Source organism: Bradyrhizobium paxllaeri (assembly GCF_001693515.2).
Lineage (GTDB): Bacteria > Pseudomonadota > Alphaproteobacteria > Rhizobiales > Xanthobacteraceae > Bradyrhizobium > Bradyrhizobium paxllaeri.
On the sequence record NZ_CP042968.1, the window covers coordinates 5,575,228 to 5,597,595 of the forward strand.

General features: G+C 59.3%; 15 protein-coding genes and 7 pseudogenes. 11 read left to right on the forward strand and 11 right to left on the reverse strand.

Annotation, left to right across the window (positions count from 1 at the left end; genetic code table 11):
* Nucleotides 1–135 precede the first annotated feature (135 nt).
* From LMTR21_RS41210 to LMTR21_RS42040, 5 genes and pseudogenes are all read right to left on the reverse strand, one after another.
* Nucleotides 136–381 carry a hypothetical protein gene (locus tag LMTR21_RS41210; protein ID WP_246174268.1) on the reverse strand — a complete coding sequence of 82 codons (246 nt, stop codon included), beginning with the start codon at nt 379–381 and terminating at the stop codon, nt 136–138.
* A 140-nt stretch (nt 382–521) separates the two neighbouring features.
* A pseudogene (locus LMTR21_RS26560) lies at nt 522–908 on the reverse strand (IS66 family transposase); the annotation flags it as partial.
* 154 nt (nt 909–1,062) lie between these two features.
* Complete coding sequence (locus LMTR21_RS26565) at nt 1,063–1,797, reverse strand: Mom family adenine methylcarbamoylation protein (protein ID WP_488225947.1); 735 nt, start codon at nt 1,795–1,797, stop codon at nt 1,063–1,065.
* Nucleotides 1,798–2,058: 261 nt separating this feature from the next.
* Nucleotides 2,059–2,673: a hypothetical protein gene (locus LMTR21_RS26570; RefSeq protein ID WP_065755431.1), complete on the reverse strand. Its 615-nt coding sequence runs from the start codon at nt 2,671–2,673 to the stop codon at nt 2,059–2,061.
* A 99-nt stretch (nt 2,674–2,772) separates the two neighbouring features.
* Nucleotides 2,773–3,474 (reverse strand): annotated as a pseudogene (locus LMTR21_RS42040) (hypothetical protein); the annotation flags it as partial.
* Between the two features lie 755 nt (nt 3,475–4,229).
* Here LMTR21_RS42040 and LMTR21_RS26585 point away from each other — a divergent pair.
* From LMTR21_RS26585 to LMTR21_RS26600, 4 genes and pseudogenes are all read left to right on the forward strand, one after another.
* Nucleotides 4,230–5,197: pseudogene (locus LMTR21_RS26585) on the forward strand (IS481 family transposase).
* An 855-nt stretch (nt 5,198–6,052) separates the two neighbouring features.
* Nucleotides 6,053–7,429, forward strand: a complete 1,377-nt coding sequence (locus LMTR21_RS26590) for an aspartate aminotransferase family protein (RefSeq protein ID WP_065754804.1) — start codon at nt 6,053–6,055, stop codon at nt 7,427–7,429.
* Between the two features lie 968 nt (nt 7,430–8,397).
* A pseudogene (locus tag LMTR21_RS26595) lies at nt 8,398–9,528 on the forward strand (IS256 family transposase).
* Between the two features lie 329 nt (nt 9,529–9,857).
* A complete protein-coding gene (locus tag LMTR21_RS26600) occupies nt 9,858–10,229 on the forward strand; it encodes a hypothetical protein (protein ID WP_065754807.1) in 372 nt (123 codons plus the stop codon).
* An 871-nt stretch (nt 10,230–11,100) separates the two neighbouring features.
* Here LMTR21_RS26600 and LMTR21_RS40320 read toward each other — a convergent pair.
* The 3 genes from LMTR21_RS40320 to LMTR21_RS26615 all read right to left on the reverse strand — a co-directional run bounded on the left by LMTR21_RS40320 (nt 11,101) and on the right by LMTR21_RS26615 (nt 12,360).
* Complete coding sequence (locus LMTR21_RS40320) at nt 11,101–11,433, reverse strand: hypothetical protein (RefSeq protein WP_187399199.1); 333 nt, start codon at nt 11,431–11,433, stop codon at nt 11,101–11,103.
* Nucleotides 11,434–11,563: 130 nt separating this feature from the next.
* Complete coding sequence (locus LMTR21_RS26610; protein WP_141688462.1) at nt 11,564–12,109, reverse strand: hypothetical protein; 546 nt, start codon at nt 12,107–12,109, stop codon at nt 11,564–11,566.
* The gene (locus tag LMTR21_RS26615) at nt 12,106–12,360 is read right to left on the reverse strand and encodes a transposase (protein WP_084030812.1); all 255 of its coding nucleotides are present in this window, start codon (nt 12,358–12,360) and stop codon (nt 12,106–12,108) included. Before LMTR21_RS26615 ends, LMTR21_RS26610 begins: the two co-directional genes overlap by 4 nt.
* Before the next feature lie 1,514 nt (nt 12,361–13,874).
* On the opposite strand from LMTR21_RS26615, the gene LMTR21_RS26620 reads away from it, so the two are divergent.
* From LMTR21_RS26620 to LMTR21_RS26640, 6 genes and pseudogenes are all read left to right on the forward strand, one after another.
* Nucleotides 13,875–14,564, forward strand: coding sequence for a response regulator (locus LMTR21_RS26620; RefSeq protein ID WP_065754810.1), 690 nt, complete (start codon nt 13,875–13,877; stop codon nt 14,562–14,564).
* A 25-nt stretch (nt 14,565–14,589) separates the two neighbouring features.
* Nucleotides 14,590–16,044 carry a type II and III secretion system protein family protein gene (locus LMTR21_RS26625; RefSeq protein ID WP_065754811.1) on the forward strand — a complete coding sequence of 485 codons (1,455 nt, stop codon included), beginning with the start codon at nt 14,590–14,592 and terminating at the stop codon, nt 16,042–16,044.
* A 10-nt stretch (nt 16,045–16,054) separates the two neighbouring features.
* Nucleotides 16,055–16,720 carry a CpaD family pilus assembly lipoprotein gene (locus tag LMTR21_RS26630; protein WP_065754812.1) on the forward strand — a complete coding sequence of 222 codons (666 nt, stop codon included), beginning with the start codon at nt 16,055–16,057 and terminating at the stop codon, nt 16,718–16,720.
* 12 nt (nt 16,721–16,732) lie between these two features.
* Nucleotides 16,733–16,873: a WGR domain-containing protein gene (locus tag LMTR21_RS40325; RefSeq protein ID WP_187399200.1), complete on the forward strand. Its 141-nt coding sequence runs from the start codon at nt 16,733–16,735 to the stop codon at nt 16,871–16,873.
* 475 nt (nt 16,874–17,348) lie between these two features.
* Nucleotides 17,349–17,473: pseudogene (locus LMTR21_RS41220) on the forward strand (IS481 family transposase); the annotation flags it as partial.
* A gap of 73 nt (nt 17,474–17,546) precedes the next feature.
* A pseudogene (locus LMTR21_RS26640) lies at nt 17,547–17,923 on the forward strand (TIGR02301 family protein).
* A 297-nt stretch (nt 17,924–18,220) separates the two neighbouring features.
* Here LMTR21_RS26640 and LMTR21_RS41225 read toward each other — a convergent pair.
* The 3 genes and pseudogenes from LMTR21_RS41225 to LMTR21_RS26660 all read right to left on the reverse strand — a co-directional run.
* A pseudogene (locus tag LMTR21_RS41225) lies at nt 18,221–18,814 on the reverse strand (Wadjet anti-phage system protein JetA family protein); the annotation flags it as partial.
* An 842-nt stretch (nt 18,815–19,656) separates the two neighbouring features.
* A complete protein-coding gene (locus LMTR21_RS26655) occupies nt 19,657–19,941 on the reverse strand; it encodes a hypothetical protein (protein ID WP_065754815.1) in 285 nt (94 codons plus the stop codon).
* A 751-nt stretch (nt 19,942–20,692) separates the two neighbouring features.
* Nucleotides 20,693–20,872, reverse strand: coding sequence for a hypothetical protein (locus tag LMTR21_RS26660; protein ID WP_082649669.1), 180 nt, complete (start codon nt 20,870–20,872; stop codon nt 20,693–20,695).
* Between the two features lie 1,285 nt (nt 20,873–22,157).
* Here LMTR21_RS26660 and LMTR21_RS26665 point away from each other — a divergent pair.
* Nucleotides 22,158–22,367 (forward strand): MerR family transcriptional regulator, encoded by a 210-nt coding sequence (locus LMTR21_RS26665; protein WP_057856382.1) that lies wholly within the window; start codon nt 22,158–22,160, stop codon nt 22,365–22,367.
* Nucleotide 22,368 lies beyond the last annotated feature (1 nt).

Consider the following 22,368-nt stretch of genomic DNA (forward strand, 5'->3'; position numbering starts at 1 on the left):
CAACGAGCTTGTCGAGCAACTATCGCGTCGGGAAGATCGGGTTGAATTACCATTTTGGCGCCGACCCCAGGACGGCGTTATGGCCCGATGCACCGCCTGTACGCGAAAGCACCCGCCGGCGCGCCCCCCAATTGCTTACAGGCCGGTTGGTCGGGCGGGGCTCGCCGCGCCGGTCTCGCGAGCAATGGGAGCCTCTGCCACAGCGCGTCCCCTTTCGGTGGCAATATCTGCCACCCGTTCAAGGATGTCATTTAAAGCGGTCTCGATTGTTTTGCGGAATTGGAAGTCGCGTGTGACGCGGGCCGGCAAGCCCGCGCTCTCGGCGCGAAACAATCCGATCATGGCCTCGACGGTCGCCATCGCTTCGTCGATCTCGATCAAGCGACTTTCGCGAACCGCGTTGCGCAACTCCATCTCGCGCGCCCTGGCGTCGCGGACTCGGCTGTCGGCCGCCGTCTTATGCGCGCGCCGGTCTCTGTAATTGCGAAAGCCGATGTATCGTAAGCGGCAAGCTGATGCCGTCAGGCGGCGTGGTTCCATGGCATGAGGGCGTCGATTTCGCTGCTTGGCCCAGCGGTTGGCGATACGCTGAAGCGTTAGGGTGAGCCAGTCGAACGGATCGACGTTGTTCATTTTCGCTGTCTGGAGCACGTCGCGATGGTCGCCCAGGTTCGTCCGCCGCCGTCGCTGCCAGCGAAGAGGCTATTCTTTCGCGTAATTGATTGTGGCCTGATGGCGCGTTCTACGATGTTGGAGTCGAGTTCGATGCGGCCATCGGTCAGAGAGCGTTCGAAGATGGCACGGCGCGGGACGGCATAGCGGATCGCCTCGGCCAGTTTTGATTTGCCGGAGATCCGCCGCAAGGTCTGCTGCCAGAGATCGAAGAGATCTGCGACGACCGCCGCGGAGGCTTGCCATCAGCCCATGCTGCCGAACAACCCGCGTGGCGTTTCCTCGCGTAAACGATCGACGCGTCCTCAACGGCATCTTCTGGGATCCTGCGATCCGCGGCACCTTGGTGCGATTTGCCAGATCATTTTGGCCTTGGCCCGCCTGACTGGCTCAAACTGGAGCATGGTGGTCGCCGCTGCCGCGCCGCTGTGCCGGGGGGTCTCGGCCATCGCCTGCTTGCCACGCGCAATTCCGCGATACATGCCGGCGCCGCGCCGCTCGATCTCCGCATATGGGATTTCTTTGCAAGCGAGCCGCGCGCGCGGACGGATTGAGAAAATAGATATATCGCATCTCGTAGCCGTCGAGCGGTTCGCCCTGCCCGGACCATGAACTGCCGGTCTTGGCGAAATGCGCCGCGCGATTCGCTCCGGTTACTTGCGTCATCTTGTGCGTGACTGAGCCATCGGGCAATCGCAACAAGCTTTTGTTCAGCTTGATCCCAATGAGCACAAAGCCGGCCGCGCGATAGATAGTGCCGTCGCCGCACTGGCACCCATCGGCGAACGAGATCACCCATTCGATATGCGGATAATGCTTCTTGATCATCCGCAGCGCGATCGAGAGCGCGCGGCTTTCGGAATTGCGCGGTAGCGCTTCCAAGAACGCCAGCCGGTTCAATTCGAGAAAGCCGTTCCATGCGGTATCGCGCACGAGCCTGAGGATGTTCGACTTGTCCATTGACGGGCCGAACGTCATCGCGCCTTCGAGCCGGCCGTTCAAAAAGACGCCGAGCGCGAGAACGGCGTTGTCGACCGTCTTGTGACTGTAATGCAGCCGAATGATCAGCGCGTCTGCGTCTTTCTTCGACATCGGCGCGACGCGGATTTCTTTAGCCTGTCCCATGGTTAGTCACTGCGAGGCTCCGGCTCGGGAGTCACGGCGGTACCATCAACTCACAACGGCCCGTCGAGGATGCGCCAATGCTCTGAATTCACTTCAGCTTTGTGGGGCTGTCGGATGTTGCCGGACTTGCTGCGCTTTAACTTCGAACGACGCGCGTTACTGGGCCGTTTCGTTGAGGGAGACGACGATAGCCAATGCTGCACGACGTTTGCGCTTGAGAGCGGTCATTGAACGCGACCCACTTTCGAAGATTGTCACCCCTCATTCGGTTGGGTGCAGAAAAACCTCACTCTCAGAGCTTCCAATGGTGGCGGTGTATTTCACGCCCTTAAGGGTGAGATTTGTCTCCGGTTGAGATGCGCCTGGCAGCACGTTGTGCAAGCGCATTCCCTCCTTAAGGTCTTCGGGCGCCCACTGTGCGCCGTGCTGCCACTCCAGGGGAAGATACGACGATAGATTCGGCAGCGGACCCGGGTCGTACGACGACTGATCTACCGGGCCGGAGGTATATGCCTCGAAGTTTTTATCCCAGGATGGCGGGTTCGACTGACTGACACTTTGCGCTGGCAAATAGGCCGGCTGCGGCGCCCACTGGGAACGGCTCGTTGTACTCCAATCATCGATTGGCGACTGGCGGGCTAAATGATCCACTTCCAACTGCGCGGGTTCAGCATCCAGCAGTCGCCGAAGCTCCCCTGGAGAGAACTGCTCTAGATCGAAAGTAGACTGTTCTGGATCGAAGGAGAACGACTGGATAGGGTGATTGTCCCCTCGTCCGTGAAGCTCGTCATGCAACTCCTTTTCCAGTCGCTGAAGCTCCTCTGAAGGAAGGGAAGCTGGCGACGCGAGGGATTGGTCATCCAGATGATCCAGCACTCGCCGAAGCTCCTCCGGAGAAATCTGCTCTGCATCGAACGCGACGTGCTCTTGAACAAAAACCGACGGGGCGGGTTGATCATCCCACCGTCCCTAATGCTCCTCTGGCCGACTGCCAGCTTCCTGCGGCGCGCTGTGCGGCGCAGCGGCGGCGTCGACGCGCCTCGGCTCCATCAGTACCGCGTCTTCGGGATTGATGAGGGGCGCGTTCTGGGGGGGCGGATTCAGCTCAGCGCGAGCGCGCCCAGGGCGTACGACCGGCACGGCTACGCCCGTCGACCGCAAGGTCCGGAGATGCTCTAATGCCTTAAAGAGCCTCTTATTACCCCCGCCGGTGAACTCGTGTATGTCACCGCCGTCGCTCAGCGACTTACTGTCCATCCGAGCAACAATGCTCGGTCTGTTTTTTGCGAACAGCCAACGGCTAAAGCTAAGAAGAGCGCTTACATGCTGCTTCGCGGCGGGGTTGGTCATCCCGCCCTTGATGAGGGCCTCCTCAAGCCCCAAGATAACGGGAGCATCCTCGGAATAAAGAGGCCGCTTATCCCATCGTATGACAATCCCCGTTGGCTGAGCCGGCTGCAGTGCCGAGGCGGCCGGCATTGCTCCATCACCTCCACCTGAATTGGTGATCTCGCTCAGCTGCCGCTCAATGGCAACGCCTTGCGGATTGTTTACGGCCCTCGGCCTCTTCGCTGGTCTCAACTCAGCTGTGTCATGCTCATCGTTGATGACGACCTCCTCGCTTGGCAGGAGGTTGCTCCGGGCAAGCGCACCCATCGGCTCGTGCGGGGACTGCTGGCTGCCGCTAGACGCGTCTTTCGCTGAGGGGATCGTGCGCGGCCGCCCGCGAGAAGCTACATAGCCCGAATCATGATACGCACGAAGGACGCCCAACCCTGTCTTCATGGCTACGTCTTTCGAAAAGTGAGTGTTGACGTGATCGAGTAGAGACTGGTGGTCCGCTAGATCAGTCGTTTGGCCACGAGCGCGGAAATCATTCGCGAGTTTGAGAAGTGCATAAGTATAAAGCCTAACCGTGGACGGAAGTCGGTTCGGCTGAGCCCCCCATTGAGCAATCGCTTTATCGATAACGTCCCGGTCTTCTCTAGACAGATGCGGATAGCGATTGCGACCAGCCGCCTGGCTGGCGGCAGGACCGGAATTGGCCTGGCTTGCCTCGGCCAAGTGCTGCTCAAAGCTCTCTTGCCCGGCCTGGCCCGTCTGCGGCTCTTCGGAGGCGGCGTGCTGCACCTGCGACCGAGCTGGTACATTAAATGGCTCAAAATTGTGCGGGTCCACAGTAGCCTCACGTCCAAGATCGATCACCTCAGCATCTACTCGGGCAAGCTTTCGAGAAGCTGACGAGGCCGCGTTTCATATAGCCGGGGCAGGATGTATGCTCGGCTCGCCCTAGGTGCGGCTGTGTGGCACCTCATGATTCGGTAGGGGAGCGCGCAGCATGGGCCCTATCGCAGTCTTGAGGGGCGGCCCTCTAGGTGTTTAGTCCCAAGCTTTGATGGTGCATTCTTATCGCACGATTCGAAGGATGCGCTATGGGACAAGTTTTACACGGCTGCGCCACCACGACGGAGGCAGTCCGTCGAGCAATACAGAATAGTCAAGAGAGCCTGAGAGCACTCGCCAAGCGCTACGGGATCAACCAGAAGACTGTTGCGAAGTGGAAGCAGCGCGAGAGACCGTCGCCGATCGTTCGACAGGCCCCAAGGAAGCCAAGTCGACTGTCCTTTCCATCGAGGAGGAGGCGATCATCGTCGCTTTCCGGCGACATACGCTGCTGCCACTCGACGATTGCCTCTATGCGCTGCAGCCAACCATCCCGCATCTGACGCGATCATCCCTGCATCGTTGCCTCCAGCGCCACGGCATCAGCCGGTTGCCGGAGGTCGAAGGTGGCAAGCCTTCGAAGAAAAAGTTCAAGGCTTATCCGATCGGCTATTTCCACATCGACATTGCCGAGCTCCAGACCGCTGAAGGCAAGCTCTACCTCTACGTCGCCATCGATCGCACCAGCAAGTTCGCCTTCGTGCAACTGGTCAAGAAGACGGGAAGGACCTCCGCCGCGGCGTTCCTCGAAGCCCTGATCGCGGCAGTCCCCTACAAGATCCACACGGTTCTCACCGACAATGGGATCCAGTTCACCTTCCCGCCGCGCTATGCGGACGGCCCGACGGCGAGATACGTGACGCATATGTTCGATATGCGCTGCCAAGAGAACGGGATCGAACATCGGCTGACCAAGATCAAACATCCCTGGACCAATGGCCAGGTCGAGCGCATGAACCGCACGATCAAGGAAGCGACCGTCCAACGCTACTATTACGATCGGCACGATCAGCTCGAAGCTCACCTTGCCGACTTCATAAACGCCTACAACTACGCTCGGCGGCTGAAAACCCTGAAGGGCCTCACACCTTACGAATACATCTGCAAATGCTGGACTTCCCAGCCAGAACGATTCAAACTCAATCCGCTCCAGCAAATGCCGGGACTAAACACCTAGCCCGCCTACTCAAGGAACAGATTGGGAAGTAAGGCCGCCTCAGTTGGCGGCGCCTCTTTCCTTCGGCCGGTATGGCATGGGCAACTCCAATTGCTCCGCAATCCCAAAACGATTCGCAATCTTCGCTTCGTATTCCAGTGTCGGCTTGCTTTAATAACCGCGTGCTCTGTACCGGGAATGCAACAAAGATAGGTGCTCTGGCAGAGCAGTCATTGACGCACCGGGGATGCGCGCAAACTCGCGTTGCGCGGCGTCGGCGGAGCAATCGTTTTCAATGACGATCCGCTGCTATCTCACGTCAGCACGGTACCAGCCGAATCCTTGTCTGCAATTGCTCCAGCATGGCCTCCGCGAACAGATGCTCAAGGGTAGGCAACCGTACCAAGCCGGATGCGGAAGCGATCTGCCCTCGGATCGGTACCAAGCCACGAATAAGAGCCTATGAGTTTTGGCAGGTGGCGAACTCAATAAGTCTGACTAGCATACCAGCAGGCCCCTCGGCCGCGCACCTCCAAGCAACGTGGCCGGTGCGGAGACGAGACGCAGGAGATCATAGATGGCCTACAAGAAGCACGTTAATCAAAATGGGCACACCACGCGTCGGCTCGCCGACGGCGCCGCTACGATGATCGTCCCGACTGGCTCGGCTCCGGGCGCCAGGCTGAAGTTAGTGCCGGCCCGACCAAAGTTGGGCCAAACGAGGCATCGGGCCATCGTTAGGGGAAGCGTTTGCTTGCAACCGCCAAGAAATAGCGCTGCAGGACTTCGAGCGGGCACTGGAAATTGTTACTCGCTCGCAGCACTGCATAGCGCGCGATCATGCTCCAATTCTGAACCGGTGGCGTGACGTCGACCATGCTGCCAAATTCTCAACAAGCGCGAGATGTGGCCTATCAGCTCCACGCCTACACTAACGCGCGATCGCACCAAGGGACCGGACCGCTCATAATTGAACGCGGCGAGGGCCCCTATGTCTTCGACACGGCCGGAAAGCGCTACCTCGATGCCATGGCCGGTCTCTGGAGTGCAGGACTTGGCTTCAGTGAGAAACGGCTCATCGAAGCCGCACATCGTCAGATGCAAGTCCTGCCGTTCTATCATACCTTCACATCACGATCGAATGGGCCTTGCATCGAGCTCGCCGAGAAGCTCGTGAAGATTTCTCCAGTGCCGATGAGTAAGGTGTTCTTCACAAACTCTGGCTCGGAGGCGAATGACACGGTGCTGAAGCTGATCGCCTATCGCTCGAATGCATTGGGCCAGCCTCAGCGCAAGAAAGTCATCAGCCGTTTACGTGGCTATCACGGCGTCACGATCGCTGCAGCAAGCCTGACCGGCTTACCGGACAACCACCGCTCTTTCGATCTGCCGCTGCCGAACATTCTGCACACCGGCTCCCCCCATTTCTACAAAGACAGCCGTCCGGGCGAATCGGAGGAGACCTTTGCGACGCGTCGGGCCGAGGAGCTAGAATCGCAGATTCAGCGTGAAGGCGCCGATACCATTGCAGCATTCTTCGCCGAACCTGTAATGGGCGCGGGTGGCGTCATCGTTCCGCCGCCGACTTACTGGGACAAAATACAACAAGTACTAAGACAGCACAGGATTCTTTTGGTTGCCGATGAGGTAATTTGCGGCTTTGGCAGAACCGGCAAAATGTTCGGTTGCGAAACCTACGACATCGCCCCCGATGTAATCGTAGTTTCAAAGCAGCTCACGTCCAGCTATTTTCCGCTCTCCGCTATCATAATGAATGATTATATGTTCGAACCGATCGCGGAAGAGAGCAATAAGGTTGGAGTGCTGGCTCACGGCTTCACAGGTGGCGGTCACCCGGTTGGAGCCGCCATCGCGATTGAAAACCTCAAACTCATCGAGGAGCGGGAGCTGATTGCGAACGCTAGCCGCATCGGCGCTTACATGCAGGATCGGCTGCGTACGCTCAGTGAGCATCCACTCGTCGGTGAAGTCCGCGGCGTTGGCCTTATTGCGGCAGTCGAGCTGGTGCTGGACAAGGAGCGGAAAGTCGCAGCTGCTACTCCGGGCGACGTTGGTAAGGTCGCGAGGCGGTTGATGCACGAGCGAGGGATCATCGTTCGGAATGTGGACGATGCGTTGGCGATGTGCCCACCTCTGATCGTCAACAAGGACCAGATCGACGAACTCGTCGACGGGATCGCGGGCGTGCTCGACGAGCTTAAGGCGAAAGTCGTCAATCTGTCGCGAGCCTGACAAGCCTTCACTCAACCCGTTTAGTCCGCCTACAAATCCGATCGCCTGGAGAGACCCACGAACTCAATACACTGCGCAAATTGAAGGCTGTCCTACCTCATTACCAGGAACTGCAGCGTCGGCGTCGGCGGCGCTATTGGGCAATATGGCGCGTGGACAACGTCGGTCTCCGCCTGCACCGATGCCAAGGTGTCGTTCGCCTGATCCTGTAGCTCCTTGATGCCAACCATAACTATTCTCTCCGCATTCGCGCCAGCGCGCACGATGACCTCGCCTTTGGATCTCTCGATCACCGCGACTGACAAGCAGGCCACTGCGGCTTCGCGACTCGAAGGTCGCTACGGGTTAGTTCGTTCGGCCAGAGCATCGCGACGCTAGGCGAAGAGCTGCGAAGGATGAATGCCGATCCGATGAGCGATCCCCCGATACACTCGCCGGGCTCCAGCGCCTCTGCCACAACTTGTGCCTTGAACTCTCCGACCAGCTTCGGCGAAGCTGTCGCGGGACTTGCGATTCCCGCCGACGGCCAGGCGCGCGCATCCCGCGAGTCCGCCGCGAGTGCGGATAAACTTGGGAAAAATTGAACGGCGGTACGCTTTGCGAGTGGACATACTCTAGGCGCGTACCCATCGACTCTTGAGTTTGGAATGCGCGCGCGGGAGGGTTGGCGCGATCGGTCAGCGCAATTGTCTGCGATCCCTCGTCGCGGAGTCCTCGACGGTAGCGCTCGCCCGCCTCTCGGCCGACCTGGCGCGGCGCCTTACCGAGCTCGGCGATCAGCTGGTCGTCGATATCAGGCGTCAGCGGCAGGCCGCGCGCGTTGCGGTAGGCCAAAAAACGTACAGATTCCTTCGCACTTTCAGGATTGACGGCTTCTTCTAAAATGAAGGAGCAAGGATGAACGATGGGAATTCCATGGGTCAGGTGATCAGCTTGATGAAGCACGGATTCGGGATCACCTGGGCGAGATGGTCCGTGGGACGGTCGAAGAGACGCTGAATGCCATGCTGGAGGCGGAAGCGCACCAGCTTTGCGGCGCCGGGCGCTATGAGCCTAGCCAGGCTCGGCAGGACACGCGGGCCGGCAGCTACGAGCGAACGCTACAGACCAAGGCGGGAGACGTCAATCTGAAGATCCCGAAGCTGCGGCGGCCAACCTTCGAGACGGCGATTATCGAGCGCTACCGGAGGCGAGAGAGCTCGGTCGAGGAAGCGTTGATCGAGATGTATCTGGCCGGGATTTCGGTTCGGCGGGTCGAACACATTACCGCGGCTTTGTGGGGCACCCGGGTGAGCCCGAGCACGGTGTCGAACCTGAACAAGAAGATCTACGCCAAGGTCGGGGCCTGGCGGAATCGCAAGATCGAAGGCGAGCATCCGTATCTCTATCTCGATGGCATCGTCATTAAGCGCAGCTGGGCCGGCGAGGTTCGCAATGTGTCTCTGCCGGTGGCCTCGGCGGTCAATGCTGAGGGGTTCCGGGAGATCCTTGGCATCTGTGAAGGCGCCAAGGAGGACAAATCTGGCTGGTCGTGGTTTCTGCGCCATCTCGTCGATCGTAGCCTCAAGGGCGTGCAGTTGGCGATTCCCGACGCCTGCCGGGGCCTTCGAAAGCGTTGCCGACTATCTGCCAGAGGCCCGCTATCAACGCTGCATGGTGCATTTCTATCGCAATGTCTTCAACCACGTGCCTTCGACCAAGGTACGCGAAGTGAGCCATAGGCTTAAGGCGATACATGCCCAAGAAAGCCGCGCCGCGGCCGATGAGAAGGCGAGGCTCGTCGTGCGGATTTACGCGCTAGCCGGATGGTCAAAGCCGCCGATCTCATCGAGCAGGCCGTCCATGAGACGCTGACCTACTACGCCTTTCCGGACATCCATTGGCGTAAGATTCGAACGAACAATCCGCTCGAGCGCCTCATGAAGGAGATCCGGCGACGAACCCGCGTCGTCGGCGCCGTTCCCGACGGCCAATCCTGTCTCAACTTGGCGGCGGCACGGCTGCGGCACATTGCCGCAACGGGGTGGTCGACCAAATGCTACATGAATATGCGACCGCGCTATCAGCAGCAACTCTCTGAAACCGAAGCCGTCGCCTGAGCAAATGTGCGAAAGATTCTGGACAGTACCATAGGCCAGGATCATTCCCTCGGTCCGCCCCTGCGGCGATTGCTCGCTGTCGATCTGGCCGACGTCGCAATAGCCGAGCTCGCGCAGTCGCCACTGGACATAGGCGACGGCGTCCGGGATCGACTGGCGCCGGCGTCGTGGCGAGCTTCGCATGCTCATGCGGATGCGAGGTTGCGAGGCCGTGCTCGAATAGCGCGTCGTCGCGGCGGATGCGCAGCCCCTGCTGTCCGGCCAGAGCCGTTTCATCGACCGAATCAGGCCAGGAATCTTGGCGAGCTCGCCGCTGCCCGATCGCCGCCTTGATCTGGCGCATCTCCGACCAGCGCGGCCCCGGCTCGTTGAAGCCCGCGGGCATCGTGGTTGAACGCCATCGAGAGAATGACGCCGAGGCAATCCGGCGAGAGCTCGTCGAGGCTCGGCAGCAGGCGCCGACAGGTCGCGAGATAACGCCGAATGTCGTGGTTCGCGAACACTTCGAGCGCAATGTCCGGAGGGATAATCTCTGCCGCGTCCATGAAGTCCTCAGGCACGACGACGCGAAAGTACTGGGCCTTGCGATGAGGCTTGGAGTATTGCTGAGCTTCTGGATGTTGCGCTCGCTGTACCGCCTGCGGGATCGCCTACCTGAAACCGATATCGAAGTGGGGCAGAAGGAAGAGGCGCTTGTTTGACTGGAGAAGATTTTCGGCCGCTTGCAATCTCCATGGGGGCCTGCCTCCAGAACATCAAGCGCAAGCCCAACGCCCACCAGCCAAAGGAGTTGACGCCCTGGAGCACGGCCGCTAGGGCAAGGTTGTAATCTTCGAGGCTATCAGGACCGAACATGAGTGATGTGCGGATTGACACTTCGCGGTGGGAGCGCGGCCGCAATAGAGAGGCTCGGCGACGCGGTCCGGCCCAAATCGTGCTGCTACCCTGAGGGGCCATGACTAATTGGACAATCGAGCGCATGACGACGCGCCGACGTAACCTAGCGTAGCTGCCGACATACTTGCGGCTGGGCCGCTCATCGCGGGCCGAGTATCCGGTCTAACGGGGTTAACTCCTGGGCCGCACGGCCATCTCACATGTCGTCCGCCAAGTCTGGGTGAATCCTAGTGGCTCCAGATCTCGTTGGCAAGAACCGGGAGCTTTCGTATAGCTTTCGAAGGAACTTCTCCCCTGCCATTTCCTGAGGCGCCGTTATGGGAGGCCCAACTTGAGTCACACTCGAACCTGTTCAAATGAGTTTCGCCATTCTGGGTCTGTACTTCGCATTCCAGAACACGAACGCGGAGATCGCAGACAAAGCTTGGAAGGCGCTCAGCACTTAAAGGTCGACGACGTCTGGCGCTAGCTTTTCTCAGAGCCGCATGAAATCGAAGAAAGAGGTTGGATTGAAGGTGACTCTCCGCTCTCCTCGCTGGACAAAACGAGAGGATGATCTGCTGCACGAGCTTGTTGATGCAGGCGCGCCCGTAAAATCCATTTGCGAAACGCTCAACAGGTCTGAGCCAGAGCTTCGCAGGCGCGGCTACTACATTGGCCTACCAAGGAAATGGTTCAAGCGAACAGCCGCCATCTGACGCTGAGGCGGCGCTCGGTAATAGGCAGTTCTTCTTGAGCACGGGCCGAAATCCAAACGTATTCTATGAGGCCGGAATTGCTCATACATTGGGGAGAGAGGTTATCCTGATCACTCAAAGCGAGCATGATGTTCCCTTTGACCTTCGGCACATTCGATATATCCGCTACCTCAACAATGCCGAAGGGGGCGCACTGCTCGGACAAATGTACTGCAATCCATAATTCAAGCGATTCCAGGTCATTAGGACAATCACTCGACACTGCGATAATGCGACTGCTGCGCGGACGAGTCGGACGTCCTGTCGACATTGCAGCACCTCGGCCTCGCCGTCGAGCACAGTGGGTGGCTTGAGCTTGAGGGCGGTCTCGAGTGGAGTGCATCGGCAAGGGCAAGGCCGGCTTTAGCCGCAGCTGCCGCCATCGCGTCGGCGCAGCCCCCTTAGCGGGCATCCTCGCCACGACCAACACCGCGACCTTCGCACGGCGGGAACAGCCCGACGCCGTCGACCGCGGCAAATGTGCCCGGCCTTGTCGACGCAGACCGCCGCGAATTGGCCCGGAAATGAGTACCAGCAGTTGGCGCGCTTCTTGAAGAAAAGAAGGGCCGAGTGGCTGCAAAAAGATGATGGGAATGAGCGCACCGAATTTGACAAAACTGGCCAATGCTTTCGGGACTGACAAGGGCGATGCCGTTCTTTACGCCCATGATTACGCTAAGTGTTACTCGTTTATGTTCGAGAAGTTCCGCCACGAGTCTTTCACAATGGTCGAGATTGGACTGCAGCAAGGTTGTCTGGATCCCGACGCGCTGCTCGTTTGTCGGGGAGAGGACACTCCGTCCATTAAAATGTGGCTGGAGTTCTTTCCAAGAGCCGACATCATCGGCTGCGACATTTCCGATTCCGGCGCCATTAAGATGAACCGTTTCCGTTTCGAGCGGCTCGACATGGGCGATCCGGCGGCCCTGGAACGTCTCGCGCGTCACTCCAGTCCAATCTTCGCGTGCAGCTTCTCGATCTCGCGTTCCCGAGCTTCCTCGCTCTCCGGCCCGACACCCGCGTCAAAGGCCCGGGCCGCCTGATCCAGCAGTTGCTTCTTCCAGGCATAAATCTGGTTCAGGTGAACCTCATAGCGCTGGGCCAGATCGGCCACCGTCGCCTGCTCCCGCACCGCTTCCAGCGCGATCTTTGCCTTTGGTGCCGCGTCGATCTTGCGTCTCGTCTTCGTCGTCATCATCCGCTCCGTCTATCAAACGGAGCAGCCCCCTTCCAACGAACCTCCTGTGGGTCCATTTCAAGGGATTGCCTGAACCAGTCGGTGTTCAATCTTCCGCAGACTGGCTACCCGATGCGCTCTTGGCGGTGCGGCGACGAACCTGCTCCAAACGCCTTGGGCGAGCGCATGGAGGCTCGCGTGCGAGGCGATCCTCAACGCGACTTGTCGACCCAGCGCCGCACAGTCGCGCAGACCGAATTCCATTGGTAACCGACGTGACCGGCCGACGGCTGGACACGACCAGTTCGACGGCTGGACACGACCAGTTCGACGCCTGGCCTTGTACTCCTCGGGCGTTGACGTTCCATTCGACATCTAGGGGCTCAATGAGCCTACTACCGGTGTCCACTCATTCGGAGGAGGTTCACCGGCTCCGCTGAAACGCCTAATGGGACGCTACGCAACGCGCGAGATCAACGACCTGCTGCGCGCGGAGATCCTCGTTGACCTGTTCTCGGTCGTGCGTCACGCGGTCTGAACGTCGCTACCTCGTGCGCGAAGTGCACCTGGTCGGGGGGCCGCCTCTCATAGAAGAATGCGCGATCACCGAGTCACATTCGCTACTGAGCTCGGTGACGTGAGCCGTTGAAAGCCGCGCTTCTACCCACGGCCGGCTTGGTTGATGCTGGAGGGGCGTTCGACCAGAAGACCGTCAGACGCGATCGCATTACCAAGCGCCGTAAAATCCGCTCAGCCATGGCAATCGCCATCGCACTACGGCCTATCCGCGCCCTGAATGTGTTCCATCAAAACTATCAATTTTACCGATCTCGCCCGAGGCTCCATAGTCGCGACCAAGCTTGGAGGCAGCATTCAAGAATGTGGTGTGACAATCGATTCCCTCTTCAGTTCCTTGCCGGTCACCTCGACTTGGGCAATCGCGTGTCTGCATCCAAGACATCGTCTCGCATCGGGGCCCTGGGGCATCGGCCAGATGCGAGGCCTGAACTGTCTTCACGCGGAAACACTTGCTCGTGACTTGGCCACGCCACAGGCTCGATTGCCTAACAAGACCGACCGCTGGGACTGAGGCAAGGTGGGGGAGTTCCAAAATACCAGTTTCGCCAGACTGTTCAGCCACAAATCCATCAGCTCTCTCCTGCGCTGGGTTTCGATTGCGCGGACGGGCGTGATCGAAACGGAGCGCGACGGCTCAGTGCGTGCAAAGATGGCTGCTATCGACGCACAGATAGCTCAGCCTGCTGCTACTGGTTTCGGCCCCGTGAATGAGTGCGGGGTTAGCACAGGAGGCCTGTTGAGTATCGTCGACGACGCGTGCAGTCCCGGGCAGTCCATCGCGCTTTCCAATCCGGTGACGAAGGATCTGCCGGGATTGATCGCCCGCCCCCATGCTCTGCTTCGTCGGGCTTTGGCTTCGGCGTTCCCGCCAAACCGGACGTCTGTAAGTTCCGTCGAACCTCTTGGTCAACTGTGACGCGCTCAGGTCTTGGCGTGGATGGACGAGAGGCGAAGAAATGCGAATTCTCCTGGTTGATCATGACGCGGACTTTGCCCGCGCAGTGAAGGAAGCACTCCTGAATTGCGGGTTTGCCGTTGACGTGACACGCAGCCTGGATGAGGCGGCGGCCGCGCTGGACTGCGCAAGCTACCACATTCTCTTGCTCGAATCGGCTTTGCCGGATGGCGACGGCTTGGACTGGCTAAAGCAGCTGCGGTGCGAGGGACGTTCAATGCCTGCCATAATGATGAGCAGTCGCAACGATCTCAGCCGGCGGATTGCGATTTTCAATGCGGGTGCGGATGATTTTTTGCCCAAGCCCGTGTCTACCGATGAACTCATCGCTCGCATGCGGGCCATTTTGCGGCGCTCAACGCAAATGACGGCGCCAGTCCTGACATTCGGCAATCTGCATTTCGACCCCATCGCGAGGCAAGTCTCTGTTGGCGGTCGAATACTGAGGATTGCCCGGCGGGAGGTGTGCATTCTTGAACATCTGCTCAACCGCGCCGGCCGCACCGTGCCCCGCACGTCGCTCGAGGATAGCCTATACGCATTCGACGACGAGGTCTCGACCAATGCGCTGGAAGTCGGGATCTATCGCTTGCGCACGCATCTGAGCCAGGCGGGTGCAACGCTCAGCATCAAGACCGCGCGCGGTGTCGGTTACACCCTTGAACTTACTGGCGCAGCATCGGCAGCCTAGCCGATCGAACGAAAGCAACAATCCCTTGAAGGTCGTCAACAATGCTGCCGGCGCTGATGAGCCGTCGATGGTCACCGCCAGAGCGCCGCGCTCTGCCGCTCTGCCTCGTCTCTGCCACGCTATCTGCACGCTCGCTCTGCTATTTCCGCTTGCTGCCGCAGCCCAAACCAAGCGGGATGGCAGAGAAACACCACGCGCGGCGCCCGGCAGCACCACCGGCACGCTGACTCTTACTTCATCACAGGGCAAGACAGTTCATCTGACCGCCCCGGCGGCGAGCATCTTTGTTGCCGACCCGACGATCGCGGATTATCAGGCGCCGTCGAACACGACGATCTTCGTGTTTGGCAAAAAGTCCGGACGGACCAGCCTGTTCGCCCTGAGCGAGAACGGAGAGGCTCTCGCCGAACTGCGTGTTGTCGTCACGCAGCCAATTGAGGACCTGCGTGCAGCCCTGAAAGCGGGGGTCGGCGATTATCCAATCCAGGTCAGCTATACCCCGCGCGGCGCGATCCTCAGCGGCACGGCGCCCAACGCCGAGGTCGTCGAGACCGCCAAGAAGGTCACCGAGCAGTTTCTCGGAGCGGGTGCGCTGGTCGTCAATAAGATCCAGGTCGCCGGCTCGCTGCAGGTGAATCTCAGTGTGCGGGTGGCAGAAGTCTCCCGCAGCGCCGTCAAGGATCTCAATATCCACTTCACAGCCTCGGGTCCGAACGGCGCTTTCCTGATCAGCGGCAAAGACGGCCGGTCAAGCGCGGCTGGCGGCGGCGGCACGATCGGTATCGGGTTTAGCGCCGGCAATACCAACCTGGGCGCTGTTCTCGACGCGCTCGCCAGCGAGCACCTCGCCTCGATACTAGCTGAGCCGAATCTAACGGCGATGTCCGGCGAGTCCGCAAGCTTCCTGGCTGGCGGCGAATTTCCCATTCCGGTGATGCAGGATAACCGACAGGTTTCGGTTCAATTTCGCCAGTTCGGAGTAAGCCTCGAGTTCGTCCCGACGGTTCTCAACAATAATCAAATCAATGTCCGTGTGAAGCCTGAAGTCAGCGAACTGTCGAGCGAAGGCAAAGTCAAAATCAATAGCATGGAAGTCCCTGCCCTCTCGACGCGGCGGGCGAGCACCGTGGTCGAGCTCGCCAGCGGCCAGAGCTTTGCAATCGGCGGGCTCATCAGGCGCAACTTCAACAACGACGTCGACGAGTTTCCTTGGCTGGGCGACGTGCCGATCCTCGGCGCGCTTTTTCGCTCCTCATCGTTTCAAAAACGCGAAACCGAGCTGGTTATTATTGTCACGCCTTACATCGTGCGGCCGGGATCAAACCCGACCCGATTGAGCGCGCCGACCGATCGCATTGCACCGCCCTCAGACGCGGGCCGTGTCTTGACGAACACGCTGGCACGGCCGCCCCGGGACCGCGATGCGCCCCGCACGAACGCACCAGGATTGACGGGCGGCGCCGGCTTTATCATCGAATGAGGATCGTCAAATGAACTTGCGACATCTGTGCCAATTGATCGTCACGGCGGCAACATTAGGCGGATGCGCAAACAGTGCTCCGATTCATTCCAGACCAGCTGAACAAGCGATCCAGGTGGAGCAGAAGAGCCGTGTCTTGTTTCTACAGAGCCTTCGCGGCTCGGAAAGGCATCGGCTGCGCAGCTTCATTGCGAGTGCCAGTGGCGGCCGGCGAGACGCGCTCCATCTCGATGTCACCGGTTCACCCCGGCTCATCGCGCAGGTGGCCCACGAAGCCCGTTCCATTGGCGTTGCCCCCTATAACATCCGCCTGTCCGCCTCCCCGCTCGATCTGAGCGCGCGTTTCGGGGTGAGGATCGAGGCGATCACCTTTGAAGCCCATCCTCCTGTCTGTCCGTCGCTTTCCATCGTCGGTCCTGCAGTGAACGATAATTCGTTCGACCCGACGCTCGGCTGCTCGACCAGAAACAATCTGGCAGTCATGGTCAACGACCCGCTCGACCTGCTGGACAATCGATCGGTCATGACAAGTAATGGCGATCGGGCCGCCAATCCTGTTGCCAGCTACGGAACCTTTGCCCCACGCAACAAGAGCAACGGAGAAGATGGAGCGGGCAACAGGGCAGCGCCGGAAGCCGCGGGGCCGACAACAAGGGACGTACAGCAGCCTCGATAGCAAGGGTTGCGCATGTCCGAACTCACTGTGCAACACCTCGTGCGTGAGTGTCGTCATCCGGCCCGTAACATGGCGCGGTTCTATGTGCTCACGATCGAGCCGATCCTCTTTGGCGACTCCGCATTGATCCGCGAATGGGGGCGTCTCGGCTAATGCGGTCGACAGCGTCTCGATTTGTTCGATGGGCAAGTACAGGCCGTTGAGGCGCTCGAGTCTTGGCTCAGACGACCCACGTGGTTACGTCCACCGCCACTCATGTCCCTCAAGTACATTGCTAGCTGGCGCGGTATACGAAAGCCAAAGAAAGTATTAAAGGAAGTAATCCAAAGTCATTTCGATTACGGTCGGTGATGACACTCCGGCACTTCCTTGCCGGTCTGCTGCATTCGAACATCAAGCGGGCGATGTGGTCAGAGGCCGACCTGCGTCGGGCAGGCGCGCGCGGCCTCTTAAAGGTTACGTTTCTCAGCTACAAATCTCTGCCGCGGCAATGAAGCCTCGGGCAGAAGGCCAGCGAAAGCACTGGGCCTTGCTGATGAGGCTTGGAGTATTGCTAAGCTTTAGATGCTCCGCTCGCTTAGCGCCTGCTGGATCGCTACCCGAAAGCGATGCCTTGGCAACTTTATCACACGCTCGGCGGCTGAATACTCCGAAGGGCCTCACGCCCTACCAATACATCTGCAAATGCTGGCGTTCCGAGCCAGAACGATTCAAACTCAATCCGCTCCAGAAAATGTTGGACTAAACAGCTAGGGCGCTTTGGGGACCTTATCCGCCCTGCTTCGGGCGCATTGAGAGGGCATACTAAGGCGTTCCGGAACCCCTGATGATCAAAGCCTTTCTCGCCGTTGCAATTCTGATATCGGCATGCCTTGCGACGCCGGCCCGCGCGCAGGACGCGGCTGCGCCGTTCGATGGCGACCTGCAGCGGCTGGCCGAGATCCTCGGCGCGCTGCACTATCTGCGCGGCATCTGCGGCTCCAACGAGGGCGCCAAATGGCGCTACGAGATGCAAGCGCTGGTCGATGCCGACCCCCCTCCGGCGCCCGCCGCGCCCGCATGGTCGCGGGCTTTAACCGCGGCTACAACGGCTTCGAGCGGACCTACCGAACCTGCACGCCCGCGGCCAACGTGGCGATCAGTCGCTACATCAAGGATGGGTTGAAAATCTCGCGCGACCTGACGGTGCGTTATGCCAATTGACCGCGCGATCTTCTTCGACGATTGGGTCGCGCATGCCCATGACGATACAACGCGGCCAACCTCCCCGTACCGGCGATGACTGGACCGCCTTCGTCGAAACTGTCTAACCTCCGATACTCGGAATGGCCGTCGGACTTGAGCGGGCCCGCCTCTGGTACGAACCGCATCTCGAGCATCCACGACGACGCCGAGGTCCGGCGCGCCGACCTCGTTCAACTTGAACCAGATAGCCGGCGGATAGGGGTTGTTAGACGTCTTGAGCTGCTTGTAGTCGGCGATCAGCAGCCCGTCGACAAAGTCCTGGAAGAAAGTGCGGAGGATGGCCGCTGCGTTCGGATTGCCCAGAATGCGGTCCTCAATCTCGCGCATGCCGGCGAGGATCCGGCGCATGCTGCGGGCGAACCGCAAGGCGGTGTCGTGCGCGTTGGCCAGACCTTGGGCCATGGTTTCCGGCTCGCGGTTCGCGGCCTCAAGGTTGTTTTTGACGTCGACAACGGCGCCGGCGACGCGCACCCGGCTGTTGCCGAAATCGGTGATCGCGCCCAGGACCATGAACGCGTCCGGATTCATGTCGACGTAGGTGCGCCACTTCTCGGTCTCTTCCGTGAGCCAACCGGTATCGCGCAGTCGATAATAGGCGAGGTAATGAGCTTGGCTCGTGGTCTGATCTTCTTCAGGGTCGCCCTCGGAAAGCTCGCCCGTCGATCTTATGGCAAACTCCGAGAGACCGATTTCGATCTGCTTCACGACCTCTTCCCTAAGCGGCGTCTCGAGGATCCGTGCCGAATAGAGCCTCTCGTAGAGACGCATCAGCAGGCGCGCGTAGACGTGCTTCTTCGGCCCCGACAGAGGCTTGAAGAGGGTCTCCGGAAGATAACCAAACAGCTTCATTTATCGGTCCTTCAGCCGATAGATTGAACCGTTACGCACCTTCAACCGCAAGGAAAAACATTAGAGTTTCAGGGCGTTCTCCTTGCTTTCCTCCGATTCAGAAACTCCCTCGCAGCCTGCTCCATGATATCCCAGGCTGCCCGATGCTCGTAGTTGGCCGCCTGCTTGATGTCTGCGATGACGTCCTTGTCCATCATCGCAATAAACGTAACCCGATCCCCGATGGGGGTTCGTTTGCCCCTTTTCGGCGCCCTCTTCCTTCCCACCATTGACCCATCCGCTGCGAGAAACCTTTCGTTAACCAGAAGGGGCCGCGCTAGCGCTCGCGCCCCTTCTTATTTCCTTCTTATATAAGAAGGACGCGCTAAGCGCCTGACCGAGCTGACTTTCCTGATTTTAATGTTTTTGTTTCGTTCTCACGTTATCAAGTCGTATTCGAGGTCGGTCACATGTCGGGCGTCGTTGGAAATTGGAGGGTCGAGCTCATCGAACGCCACCGCGACCTCTTCCAGCCGCCGGCGCCCCTGAGCAAGGCTCGCGCGAGTGCGGGCCCGGGTGGCAGGATCTCATCGACCGTGCTGCGTCGAGATCCGGACGGCGGTCGAAGCCGACGGAGGCACCTTCCAGTTGACGCAGATCAAAGAGAAATACGGCTCGATCCGCGCTGCGACCGGCACGCCGAGGGCCGGCCCCTGCCGAGGTCCGTCCCGGCTTCGAGAACATCCACATCGTCCGGTACGGCATCGGCGATTAGCGACGGATCACCTGCCGCCGCTACGACCGGGAGAACGACGCGTTCGTGGACGTCGATCCCGCCTCCCCCTGAATCGAGGCGATTTCGTCTACGACCCGAAGCGGCACGAGTGCCCGCGCTGCGGCTCGCGCGAGGTGCAGTTCGCGCTCGGCGTCGAAGAAATGCCGGACCAGCTCGCCGATGAGATCATCGAAAGCCCGGCAATCACCAAGCCTACTGCACCGACCTGGGAAGAACGCTTGAGAAGGCCAGGGCTGCGGCTGCCGGAATGCACGTGCACGTTTTGGAGAACGAGACCGTCCGCGTCGGCGATGTCACGTTCGCGGGTGCGACGCTCTGGGCGGACGTCGGCCTCAACGGCGACGACGCGCATCGCGCGATGATGACCACCGGCGTCGGACGAACGACTTCAAGAAGGTCCGGATTTCGAACTATGAGCCGCGCTTCCTGCCACGTCACGCCCTCACGAGGCGTTTCAAGTCTGGGGCGTTTCGGGAGGCCGTAATGCGCAAGCCGCGCGGCGGGACCGCTTGGTCGTCATCACGCACCAAGCGCCGGTGCGCCAGATGCCGCCCGCAGCGCGGCGTCCGGAGAGCGACCTCACCTTCGACCCCGCCTACCGCAGCGATCTAAGCCGACTGATAGTCTCTGCGCCTGACGACGGACGGGGCGCTCTGGCTCTACGGCCACACGCACGAGTCCTTCGACGCCACGATCGGCGAAACCCGGGTGGTGTCCAACGCGAAGGAATATGGGCTGTGGGCACCCTCCGAGCGCACCTGGACGCCCCCCTCAACGAACGCCTCACAAGGACGGCGAGATTCCGAATGCTCGGTAGTTTATCCATCTGATCCTGGCGGCGATCTAGAATGTCTATGGGGACCCGTGGCATTCCGAACCCAAGTCCAAGCCCATTCAAAGAAGCGATTCGCAATTGTTGGTTTCAAGGCTTGAATCGACTCATATTTTTTTGGTTTTCAGACTCACGATTTTTTGGACTAGACCAAAAATCAAGATCTTAGCCGGCTCGCATTGATTGGTCCCGACATGACCGCCACCAATCGCTAAGACTCGGCGATGCGGGAAATGGGCGACAGGCCGCACACCGGCCCGTCGCCTATAGGTTAAGCGCGCGTTGATAATGAAACGCCTAGCTTTGCTGCCATCACAGTGGTGGCACCTGGAGTCCGCCTTAGCGCCTTTGCGATCCTGGCGACGCCTAACTTTGCTTTTGCCATCGTCTTCATTTTTCGAACATCGTCTTTTGTCCACGCGCGGCGAACTACTTTCTTTGCTTTTGCCATTCTTTCTCCGAATCGGATTGGGACAGAGCCGGGCTTCTATCATGACAGTCTGCGTAGACGACAATGAACAAGCTTCTATTGCGAGAATGTGAATGCGACTTCGCTGCCTGAGATCTGAATTACTGTTGTCGGGCGCAAAAACGAGCATGTACCTCTCATGTCAAGGGGGACCTGCATGGGGCGAGCGAATATATATGGATAGAGCGCGCCTCGTTCGGGCGCTTGCGGAAGAGACAGACCCTTTGTTAAGAAACGGCTTCTGGGCCTTACGAACAATGACGACGGCATGCGAGCGCAGACACCGAGCGGTCACGTGAAAAAGAAGCCCGCGCAAAGTTCTAAATTCGAAAGCCGGGTCGCAAATTGGCCGACCCTTTTGCTCTGTAGCGTTTTTTTCGGGGCATCGAGCGGCGGGTCGAATATTCCTACCCGCAAAATGGGCGACTCGACCTGCCTCAACAAAAGGCAAGACTTCCGGCGGCATGTATCCAGATTCTCGATTTTCAGCGCTGCGCTCCCAGTCACCGTTCATGTCGATCGTTAAATAAGCCAATTTGCGACGCGGCATAGTTTGTTCTTACCTGCACTTTCTTGCCGTCTAGCCCGAACGCGTCATAACCGTTAGTGCTGCGCCCGGCGGGCCATCTGGTCCCTTACGATCAGCCTTACATGTGACCAATCCAAATAGCACTCGGCGGGACAATTACGGCACCTCTAGCAACTTGGAGCACTGGCTTCCCAAACACGCCGTTGACGAATTCTGCCCATTAATCACAACGCGCAATTTTTGACCATCTCTCCGCATCACATCGTCACTTCACGTGATCCGATAGCAGCCAGCTAGGGCAACCGTCGGCCTGTCCAGTCCATCATGGCCAAAATTGCGCGAGCTAAAGCAACGAAGGCGACGGCTTGATGCGCGTTCAGCAAACTTGGCCACACCCAAAAATGAAGTCACCGGAAAATGATCGCTGTGTTCTTCTCCCGATCTCACCGGCTCTCAATGATCCTCGGCTCTTTCAGCTGTCCCGTAATACTCGAAACTTTCTTAGCTTTCACTGGAGAGAGGAGCGAACGCCGTGATTGAATGGATCGACGCCGAGCTTTCTTCCCTGCCACTCGTTTTATATTGCGGTGACCAACCTGGTCTCGAGAACCATACTTACAAAGGCGGACGTCAGGCGCGCGCTGTTCCGAACGCGCGGACGTTAGCAGCACCAGACCGCCGATGTTGATTCAATTGCGGGCGGGGAGAAGAATGAACAACCGAGCACGGGAGCGATCGATGGCGATTACGGATGAGCCCCGTCAAAAAAGGAACCTGATTCCGTTGAAAAAGGCGTTGGAGCGGGGTGGTTTTGGCCGGACCAAGGCTTACAAGCTCATCAGGAAGGGAAAGATCATCGCCTACAAGATGGAGGGCCAGACCATGGTCGATGCCGATTCCATCGACGCCTATCATATGACCCTCCCTCGCATTCAGCCGAGGACGTGAA

Bases quoted from the DNA above. Each gene is read 5' to 3' on its own strand.
- LMTR21_RS26665 (WP_057856382.1), top strand. From the start codon at position 22,158: ATGGCGATTACGGATGAGCCCCGTCAAAAAAGGAACCTGATTCCGTTG.
- LMTR21_RS40325 (WP_187399200.1), top strand. From the start codon at position 16,733: ATGTCCGAACTCACTGTGCAACACCTCGTGCGTGAGTGTCGTCATCCG.
- LMTR21_RS40320 (WP_187399199.1), bottom strand. From the start codon at position 11,433: ATGTCGACAGGACGTCCGACTCGTCCGCGCAGCAGTCGCATTATCGCA.
- LMTR21_RS26590 (WP_065754804.1), top strand. From the start codon at position 6,053: ATGCTGCCAAATTCTCAACAAGCGCGAGATGTGGCCTATCAGCTCCAC.
- LMTR21_RS26660 (WP_082649669.1), bottom strand. From the start codon at position 20,872: ATGGCAAAAGCAAAGAAAGTAGTTCGCCGCGCGTGGACAAAAGACGAT.
- LMTR21_RS26565 (WP_488225947.1), bottom strand. From the start codon at position 1,797: ATGGGACAGGCTAAAGAAATCCGCGTCGCGCCGATGTCGAAGAAAGAC.
- LMTR21_RS26655 (WP_065754815.1), bottom strand. From the start codon at position 19,941: ATGCGCGTCGTCGCCGTTGAGGCCGACGTCCGCCCAGAGCGTCGCACC.
- LMTR21_RS26615 (WP_084030812.1), bottom strand. From the start codon at position 12,360: ATGATGACGACGAAGACGAGACGCAAGATCGACGCGGCACCAAAGGCA.
- LMTR21_RS26620 (WP_065754810.1), top strand. From the start codon at position 13,875: ATGCGAATTCTCCTGGTTGATCATGACGCGGACTTTGCCCGCGCAGTG.
- LMTR21_RS26630 (WP_065754812.1), top strand. From the start codon at position 16,055: ATGAACTTGCGACATCTGTGCCAATTGATCGTCACGGCGGCAACATTA.